Origin of the sequence: Streptococcus timonensis, from assembly GCF_047463455.1 — a bacterium.
Taxonomy (GTDB): Bacteria; Bacillota; Bacilli; order Lactobacillales; family Streptococcaceae; genus Streptococcus; species Streptococcus timonensis_B.
In genome coordinates, this window is sequence record NZ_JASHDV010000001.1 from 608,277 (window position 1) to 614,944 (window position 6,668).

General features: G+C 43.2%; 5 protein-coding genes, 17 tRNA genes and 1 rRNA gene. All 23 read right to left on the bottom strand.

From position 1 onward, the window contains the following. Window positions 1-80: 80 nt before the first annotated feature. Window positions 81-1,601, bottom strand: a complete 1,521-nt coding sequence (locus QM847_RS03155) for an ABC transporter permease/substrate-binding protein (RefSeq protein WP_414353739.1) — start codon at window positions 1,599-1,601, stop codon at window positions 81-83. Beyond that, complete coding sequence (locus tag QM847_RS03160; protein ID WP_414353741.1) at window positions 1,594-2,322, bottom strand: ATP-binding cassette domain-containing protein; 729 nt, start codon at window positions 2,320-2,322, stop codon at window positions 1,594-1,596. Before QM847_RS03160 ends, QM847_RS03155 begins: the two co-directional genes overlap by 8 nt. Beyond that, window positions 2,315-3,169 (bottom strand): SDR family oxidoreductase, encoded by an 855-nt coding sequence (locus QM847_RS03165; RefSeq protein WP_414353743.1) that lies wholly within the window; start codon window positions 3,167-3,169, stop codon window positions 2,315-2,317. Before QM847_RS03165 ends, QM847_RS03160 begins: the two co-directional genes overlap by 8 nt. Before the next feature lie 18 nt (window positions 3,170-3,187). Continuing rightward, window positions 3,188-3,637, bottom strand: coding sequence for a MarR family winged helix-turn-helix transcriptional regulator (locus QM847_RS03170; protein ID WP_414353745.1), 450 nt, complete (start codon window positions 3,635-3,637; stop codon window positions 3,188-3,190). 132 nt (window positions 3,638-3,769) lie between these two features. After that, the gene (locus tag QM847_RS03175) at window positions 3,770-4,915 is read right to left on the bottom strand and encodes a DUF4767 domain-containing protein (protein WP_269798338.1); all 1,146 of its coding nucleotides are present in this window, start codon (window positions 4,913-4,915) and stop codon (window positions 3,770-3,772) included. Window positions 4,916-5,043: 128 nt separating this feature from the next. Beyond that, window positions 5,044-5,131 (bottom strand) — tRNA-Ser (locus tag QM847_RS03180). 6 nt (window positions 5,132-5,137) lie between these two features. After that, window positions 5,138-5,211 (bottom strand) — tRNA-Ile (locus QM847_RS03185). Window positions 5,212-5,244: 33 nt separating this feature from the next. Beyond that, window positions 5,245-5,315, bottom strand: a tRNA-Gly gene (locus tag QM847_RS03190). Window positions 5,316-5,335: 20 nt separating this feature from the next. Beyond that, window positions 5,336-5,408, bottom strand: a tRNA-Phe gene (locus QM847_RS03195). Between the two features lie 4 nt (window positions 5,409-5,412). Next, window positions 5,413-5,486, bottom strand: a tRNA-Met gene (locus QM847_RS03200). Between the two features lie 14 nt (window positions 5,487-5,500). Beyond that, window positions 5,501-5,590, bottom strand: a tRNA-Ser gene (locus tag QM847_RS03205). Window positions 5,591-5,600: 10 nt separating this feature from the next. After that, window positions 5,601-5,674: transfer RNA gene (locus QM847_RS03210), tRNA-Ile, on the bottom strand. 13 nt (window positions 5,675-5,687) lie between these two features. After that, window positions 5,688-5,761, bottom strand: a tRNA-Met gene (locus QM847_RS03215). 5 nt (window positions 5,762-5,766) lie between these two features. Next, a tRNA-Pro gene (locus tag QM847_RS03220) sits at window positions 5,767-5,840 on the bottom strand. A 15-nt stretch (window positions 5,841-5,855) separates the two neighbouring features. Next, window positions 5,856-5,929 (bottom strand) — tRNA-Arg (locus QM847_RS03225). Between the two features lie 7 nt (window positions 5,930-5,936). After that, window positions 5,937-6,022 (bottom strand) — tRNA-Leu (locus tag QM847_RS03230). A gap of 7 nt (window positions 6,023-6,029) precedes the next feature. Further along, window positions 6,030-6,101: transfer RNA gene (locus tag QM847_RS03235), tRNA-Gly, on the bottom strand. Window positions 6,102-6,127: 26 nt separating this feature from the next. Beyond that, window positions 6,128-6,200 (bottom strand) — tRNA-Thr (locus tag QM847_RS03240). A gap of 12 nt (window positions 6,201-6,212) precedes the next feature. Then, window positions 6,213-6,294: transfer RNA gene (locus QM847_RS03245), tRNA-Leu, on the bottom strand. 5 nt (window positions 6,295-6,299) lie between these two features. Next, window positions 6,300-6,372: transfer RNA gene (locus QM847_RS03250), tRNA-Lys, on the bottom strand. 18 nt (window positions 6,373-6,390) lie between these two features. Next, window positions 6,391-6,463: transfer RNA gene (locus QM847_RS03255), tRNA-Asp, on the bottom strand. Between the two features lie 2 nt (window positions 6,464-6,465). Continuing rightward, window positions 6,466-6,538, bottom strand: a tRNA-Val gene (locus QM847_RS03260). Between the two features lie 4 nt (window positions 6,539-6,542). Next, window positions 6,543-6,658 (bottom strand): 5S ribosomal RNA (gene rrf, locus QM847_RS03265). Between the last annotated feature and the right edge of the window lie 10 nt (window positions 6,659-6,668).

Consider the following 6,668-nt stretch of genomic DNA (forward strand, 5'->3'; position numbering starts at 1 on the left):
TACTCATTTTGTTCTAATAGCAAAACCCATCTTTTTTTAAAAAAAGATGGGTTTTATGTTAGTATAAAGTCTTTTTACTTTTATTTTTGAAGAATTCCTTCTTGAAGGAGAAAGTCCCGTGCAACTTCTTCAGCAGACTTGCCTTCTACTCCGACTTGATAGTTCATCTGACTCATCTGGCTCTCGGTGATTTTACCAGCTAACTGATTTAATACAGCTTCCAATTCTGGATGCTTCTTAAGTAGCTCCTGCTTCATCAGTGGAGCCCCTTGATAAGGTGGGAAGAGGTGTTGATCATCTTCTAAAATCATCAAGTCATACCTAGCAATTTCAGCATCTGTTGAGTAAGCATCTGTAATTTGAATGTCACCTGACTGGATGGCTTGGTAGCGAAGAGCTGGTTCCATAGTGGCTACATTGAGATTTAATCCATAAACAGACTGCAAGCCCTTGTTTCCATCCTCACGGTCATTAAACTCCAGAGTGAATCCCGCCTTGAGCTGTCCTTCTATTTTTTTCAAGTCTGAAATCGTCTTAAGTCCATATTCTCGCGCAATTTTTTTGGGAACTGCTATAGCATAAGTATTTTGATAAGCCATGGGTTTAAGAAAGGCTAGTTGATCCTGTTTGGCAATGCCGTCACGAGCCACCTCGTAAACCTTTTCTGGGTCATGCCCAATTTGTGGAGATGGTTGGAGGAGACTCTCTGTCACTGTTCCAGAAAATTCTGGATAGATATCGATATCACCCTTTTTCAGCGCTTGATAAAGGAAATCTGTCTTCCCAAAGTTAGGCTTGACCGTCACCGTCATATCAGTATTTTCCTCAATGAGAAGCTTGTACATATTCATGAGAATCTCAGGTTCAGGTCCCAACTTCCCAGCTATAACCAGATTTTCTTTTTCTTTGTTAGGAATCATGCTTGGAGCATAACTAGCTCCCAAACCAAGGACCATCACTGCAAAGGCTGCAACAATCGTACGCAACTTTGCCTTTTCCAACCATTTGAGAATAACATTAAAGAGAATGGCCAAGATGGCTGATGAGATTGCACCGATTAAAATGAGACTAGCATTCCGACGATCAATTCCCAAAAGGATAAAGGAGCCCAATCCACCAGCTCCCACAAGAGCAGCTAAAGTCGCTGTCCCAATGATCATAACAGTTGCTGTACGAACCCCCGATACAATGACAGGCATGGCCAGTGGAATTTCAAACTTCTTGAGTCGCTCCCACTTAGTCATTCCAAAAGCAACCCCTGCCTCCTCAAGACTAGGATCAATGCCGTTCAAGGCTGTGATTGTATTTTCCAAAATCGGGAAAATAGCGTAAATGACTAGAGCTGTGAGAGCTGGTAAGGTTCCAATCCCCATGAAAGGAATAAAGAGACCCAATAAAGCCATTGAGGGAATGGTCTGGAAGATACCCGCAATTTGTAGCACCCAATTCGCCGCTTTTTTGTGGCTATTTAGATAAACCGCAAGTGGAATGGTCAGAAAAATAGCAACCAATAAGGTCAAAAGAGATAATTGTAAGTGTTGTCCCAGAGCAGTTAACCATTCACTAAAACGCTCCTGAAATGTTGAAATCAAATTAGACATGAAGGCTACCTCCAAACAAGTTTGCTACAAAGTCTGTCGCAGGTGCTTGTAAAATTGTTTCAGGTTTTGCAACCTGGCGTATTTTTCCATCCTGTAAAACTGCAATTCGATCCCCTAATTTTAAGGCCTCGTCCGTATCATGGGTTACGAAGATGGTCGTCATGCCGAATTCTTTATGTAAATCTTTTGTAAGAGCCTGCAACTGCTTACGAGAGATGGCATCCAAGGCTGAAAAAGGTTCGTCCATCAATAGAATCTTTGGTTCCCCAATGATAGCTCGCACAATGCCAATCCGCTGTTGCTCGCCACCAGATAACTCGCTTGGTAAACGATGGGCATAATCTGCAGCAGGCAGGCCAACCTTGTTCAAGAGTTCTTCTGTTTTAGAAGCGATTTGCTCTTTGCTCCAGCCCTTCATTTCAAGAATGAGAGCTATATTTTCCGCAACCGTCAAGTTAGGAAATAAGGCAATGGCTTGAAGGACATAGCCGGTACTGAGACGTAACTCCCGTTCATCATAGTCCTTGATACGTTTCCCATCCATATAGATATTGCCATCTGTCGGCTCCAAAAGACGGTTAATCATCTTGATCATGGTGGTCTTACCAGATCCCGAAGGACCCACTAGCACCATGAATTCTCCATTTTCAATGCGGAGATTGACATCTTTTAAAATATCCTTATCCGTGTAGCGCAAGGCTACATGTTTGTATTCAATCATTTTTTTCCTCAATAAGTTTTTTATCTCTAAGAATATCCAAAAGGCTGCTTGCTGGATGCCTTAGGACTTTTTCGATATCTGTTGAAACCCCAGCCTGTTCGCCAGCTTTAATCGCTGTATAGGTACTGACCCATGCATCGTACTCCCAAGTTTGTGCTGGCCATTTTTTTCGTGACTCATAGGCTTCTTCTACTGATTCATCTAGATACGTGATGTCCTTACCGGTCTCCTTTGAGAGAAGCGCTACGATTTCTTCCATGGAAAGATCCTCTGGTCCTGTCAAATTCAGGCTTTGATTTTCCCACTCCTCAGGATTTAAAAGAATTTCTGCTGCAACCTTAGATGTATCCCTACGGGCAACAGCTGACACAAGGCCACTGCCAGCCGGACCACGAATCTCTCCATTTTCAAGCGCCATATCAATCAGAAAGTCCAAGTAAAAATTATCTCTCAAAAAAGTGTAGGTGAACCCTAACTCCTTGATATAGGCTTCCGTCTGGGCATGATCTCGAGACAAGGTAAAAGTTGCCTTCTCATCTGCCCCATAAAAGGAGGTATAAACAATATGCTGCACCCCTGCTAGTTTTGCAGCATCTAAAAACTCCTTGTGCTCCTTGACACGCTCTGGATTTTCCCGAGCAGATACCATCAACAAGGTATCGATACTCTTAAAGGCCTCAACCACCTCTGGAGTATTGGCATACACTATTTTACGGATTTCTGCAGACGCGTAAACTTTTGCACGCTCTGGGCTTCTTGCTAGATGGACTGAAGCGATTCCTTTTTTATCGACAAGGTCAGCCACATAGGAGCCTAATTTCCCTGTTACACCTGTAATTCCGATCATAACTGTTACTTCTTTTCCCTAGATTTCATTTTCTTTAGCTTTTAGATTTGAGATAATTCGCTCTTGATAGGCTTCAAATTCTCGGATTTCTTCATCTGAAAACCCTTGATAAAAAATCTCTCCTAGTTCTTTGCTGACACGGTCTCCAATTTCTTTTTGTGCCCAACCGAGGTCTGTCAAAGAAATATATTTTTTCCTTTTATCCTGCGTGCAAGGTTGAATCGTGACCAAACCTTGTTCTTCCAATTTCTTAACCATACTGGTCAATGTATTATTGGCTAGACCCGTCGCAAGAGCGATATCGGTCGCGGTAGCACACCCCAACTCTTGCTTCCACAAAATCGTTAAAATTTTTCCCTGTTCACTTCGGTATTGAGCACCATGTTCCTTGCTAAGCAACTTTTGAAAGATACGCCCATTCAACAATCGAATTTGTAGAGCTTGGTAGCCCCCTAACATCTTGTCCATTTTGTCTCCTTTTTTATTCTATATCGAAGTTTTTAACTATTGTAACACTCTGAGTTACAGCTGTCAACTATTTCGATATCGAAATAGTATTTTTTTAAAAAAAGAGCTTAGCCAAGCTAAACTCTTTTTCTTTTAGTCTTCCTCAACCAAGCGTTTAAACTCTGCTTGGATTTCTGTATTTTCTGTCGGTTTTAAGTACATGATTCCACCATTTGTTGTTGGAGAATGAAAAACAATCGCTTCTCCTGTATTGGTTATCGCAAAGAAGTAACTATGAACATCTGGAAATTTTTCCCAGTTACTATAGCGTTCTACAATTCGATATTGAGCATTTCCTAAACCAGTATCTGTATACTCTGCGTCCATTTTGACACTCGGCCCATCCCCAAAGGTATAGAGATTATCTGCGCCGACATCGCCTCCAGCAATCCCCTTTTTGTAATTAGGTTGACCAAGTCTTTCTCCCCAGTATTTAATAAAAGCTTCCAATTTAGCAGATTTGTTGGCATTCCAAGGAGCTTTTTGATTTTCCTCAGAAATCGAAGAGCTAGTAGGAGTTTCAAATTTGTGCCAATCTAGTTGCTTGAAATTCATTAATTCTGCCTCTGCTTTTCCAAAGTCAGAATGCAAACTTTTGTTACCTGGTACACGAATGTCCTGTTCCTGAACTTTACTTGCTGCTTGCTGGCCAGAATTCAGATGATAAAGTACTCCCCTACCTTCACCTGTACCAGATGACCAGCTTAATTCTAAGATATCTCCATCCTTATAGATATTCATAAAATTTCTAGCCCCACCATGACCTGCTACAAAGCCCTCTGCTAAAAGTATCGGTTTCTCATTTACAAGATAATAAAGACCCGAAATAAAATAATCACCATTAGATTGTTCAACGCCTATTAATAATTCCTCTACACCATCTTGATTAAGATCCGCATAGGAATAACTCATCTTATCAGCTTGATAAACCGCATTTTCAACTGACCAACTATTGATAGGGCGTTCACCCCTATGTAAAGTCTTATAGAGTTCAGCGATTGCATTAACATCCTTCGGTGTAGAAAGAATTTTTTGGTAATTATCAAAAACTGGCTTGTAGAAATCTTTAAAATTTTTCTTAGACTCTACGGATGTTTGTTGGCTAGTATTTGATTGATTGACAGTTGTTGATAAACTAAGATCCTGACTGGAATTTTCGGAACTTTGACTACTACAGCCAAACATAAAAAAACTCATGAATAGAACAAGCAACCCTCCTAAAATACTCTTTTCTTCCATAATAAACTCCTTTGAAGTTCAACTATTTGTTGTAGTGATTTCACTTACATTATATCAAATGTTTAACAGTTATAAAAAATAATATAAGACAAAGACAATAAAAAAAGAGCTATACAGCTCTTTAATTACGGAGAATAAGGGATTCGAACCCTTGCGCCGGTTACCCGACCTAACGATTTAGCAAACCGTCCTCTTCAGCCTCTTGAGTAATTCTCCTATTAATGGGCACGAGTGGACTCGAACCACCGACCTCACGCTTATCAGGCGTGCGCTCTAACCACCTGAGCTACGCGCCCAAGTAAAAAACTTGGTACTTGAACAAAGTTCAAAGCGGGTGACGAGAATCGAACTCGCGACAACAGCTTGGAAGGCTGTAGTTTTACCACTAAACTACACCCGCATAGTATCTTATTAAAAAAATGGCGCGAGACGGAATCGAACCGCCGACACATGGAGCTTCAATCCATTGCTCTACCAACTGAGCTACCGAGCCAATATTGCGGGAGCAGGATTTGAACCTACGACCTTCGGGTTATGAGCCCGACGAGCTACCGAGCTGCTCCATCCCGCGTTAATAATAAATAAAGGAGGATGTGGGATTCGAACCCACGCACGCTTTTACACGCCTGACGGTTTTCAAGACCGTTCCCTTCAGCCGGACTTGGGTAATCCTCCATCATTCCAATGGACCTTGTAGGACTTGAACCTACGACCACTCGGTTATGAGCCGAGAGCTCTAACCAGCTGAGCTAAAGGTCCGACAAGATCATTATAGCGGCGAAGGGGATCGAACCCCCGACCTCCCGGGTATGAACCGGACGCTCTAGCCAGCTGAGCTACACCGCCATCAATCGGGAAGACAGGATTCGAACCTGCGACACCTTGGTCCCAAACCAAGTACTCTACCAAGCTGAGCTACTTCCCGAAGTAAATAAAAAAATGCACCCTAGAGGAGTCGAACCTCTAACCGCCTGATTCGTAGTCAGGTACTCTATCCAGTTGAGCTAAGGGTGCTCATTTATGCCGAGGACCGGAATCGAACCGGTACGATCGTTACCAATCGCAGGATTTTAAGTCCTGTGCGTCTGCCAGTTCCGCCACCCCGGCCTCTCTAAGCGAACGACGGGATTCGAACCCGCGACCCCCACCTTGGCAAGGTGGTGTTCTACCACTGAACTACGTTCGCATTCATGACTCTGAATATTAAAAAAATGCCGGCTACATGACTTGAACACGCGACCCTCTGATTACAAATCAGATGCTCTACCAACTGAGCTAAGCCGGCCTATTTCTATTATGCGGGTTAAGGGACTTGAACCCCCACGCCGTTAAGCGCCAGATCCTAAATCTGGTGCGTCTGCCAATTCCGCCAAACCCGCAATGATGACCCGTACTGGGCTCGAACCAGTGACCCATTGATTAAAAGTCAATTGCTCTACCAACTGAGCTAACGAGTCAAATAACTTTCGTTATTACGGTCCCGACGGGAATCGAACCCGCGATCTTCGCCGTGACAGGGCGACGTGATAACCGCTACACTACGGGACCTATGGGAGTTAACGGGATCGAACCGCTGACCCTCTGCTTGTAAGGCAGATGCTCTCCCAGCTGAGCTAAACTCCCTCTAGCTAAGCGACTTCCATATCTCACAGGGGGCAACCCCCAACTACTTCCGGCGTTCTAGGGCTTAACTGCTGTGTTCGGCATGGGAACAGGTGTATCTCCTAGGCTATCGTCACTTAACTCTGAGTCA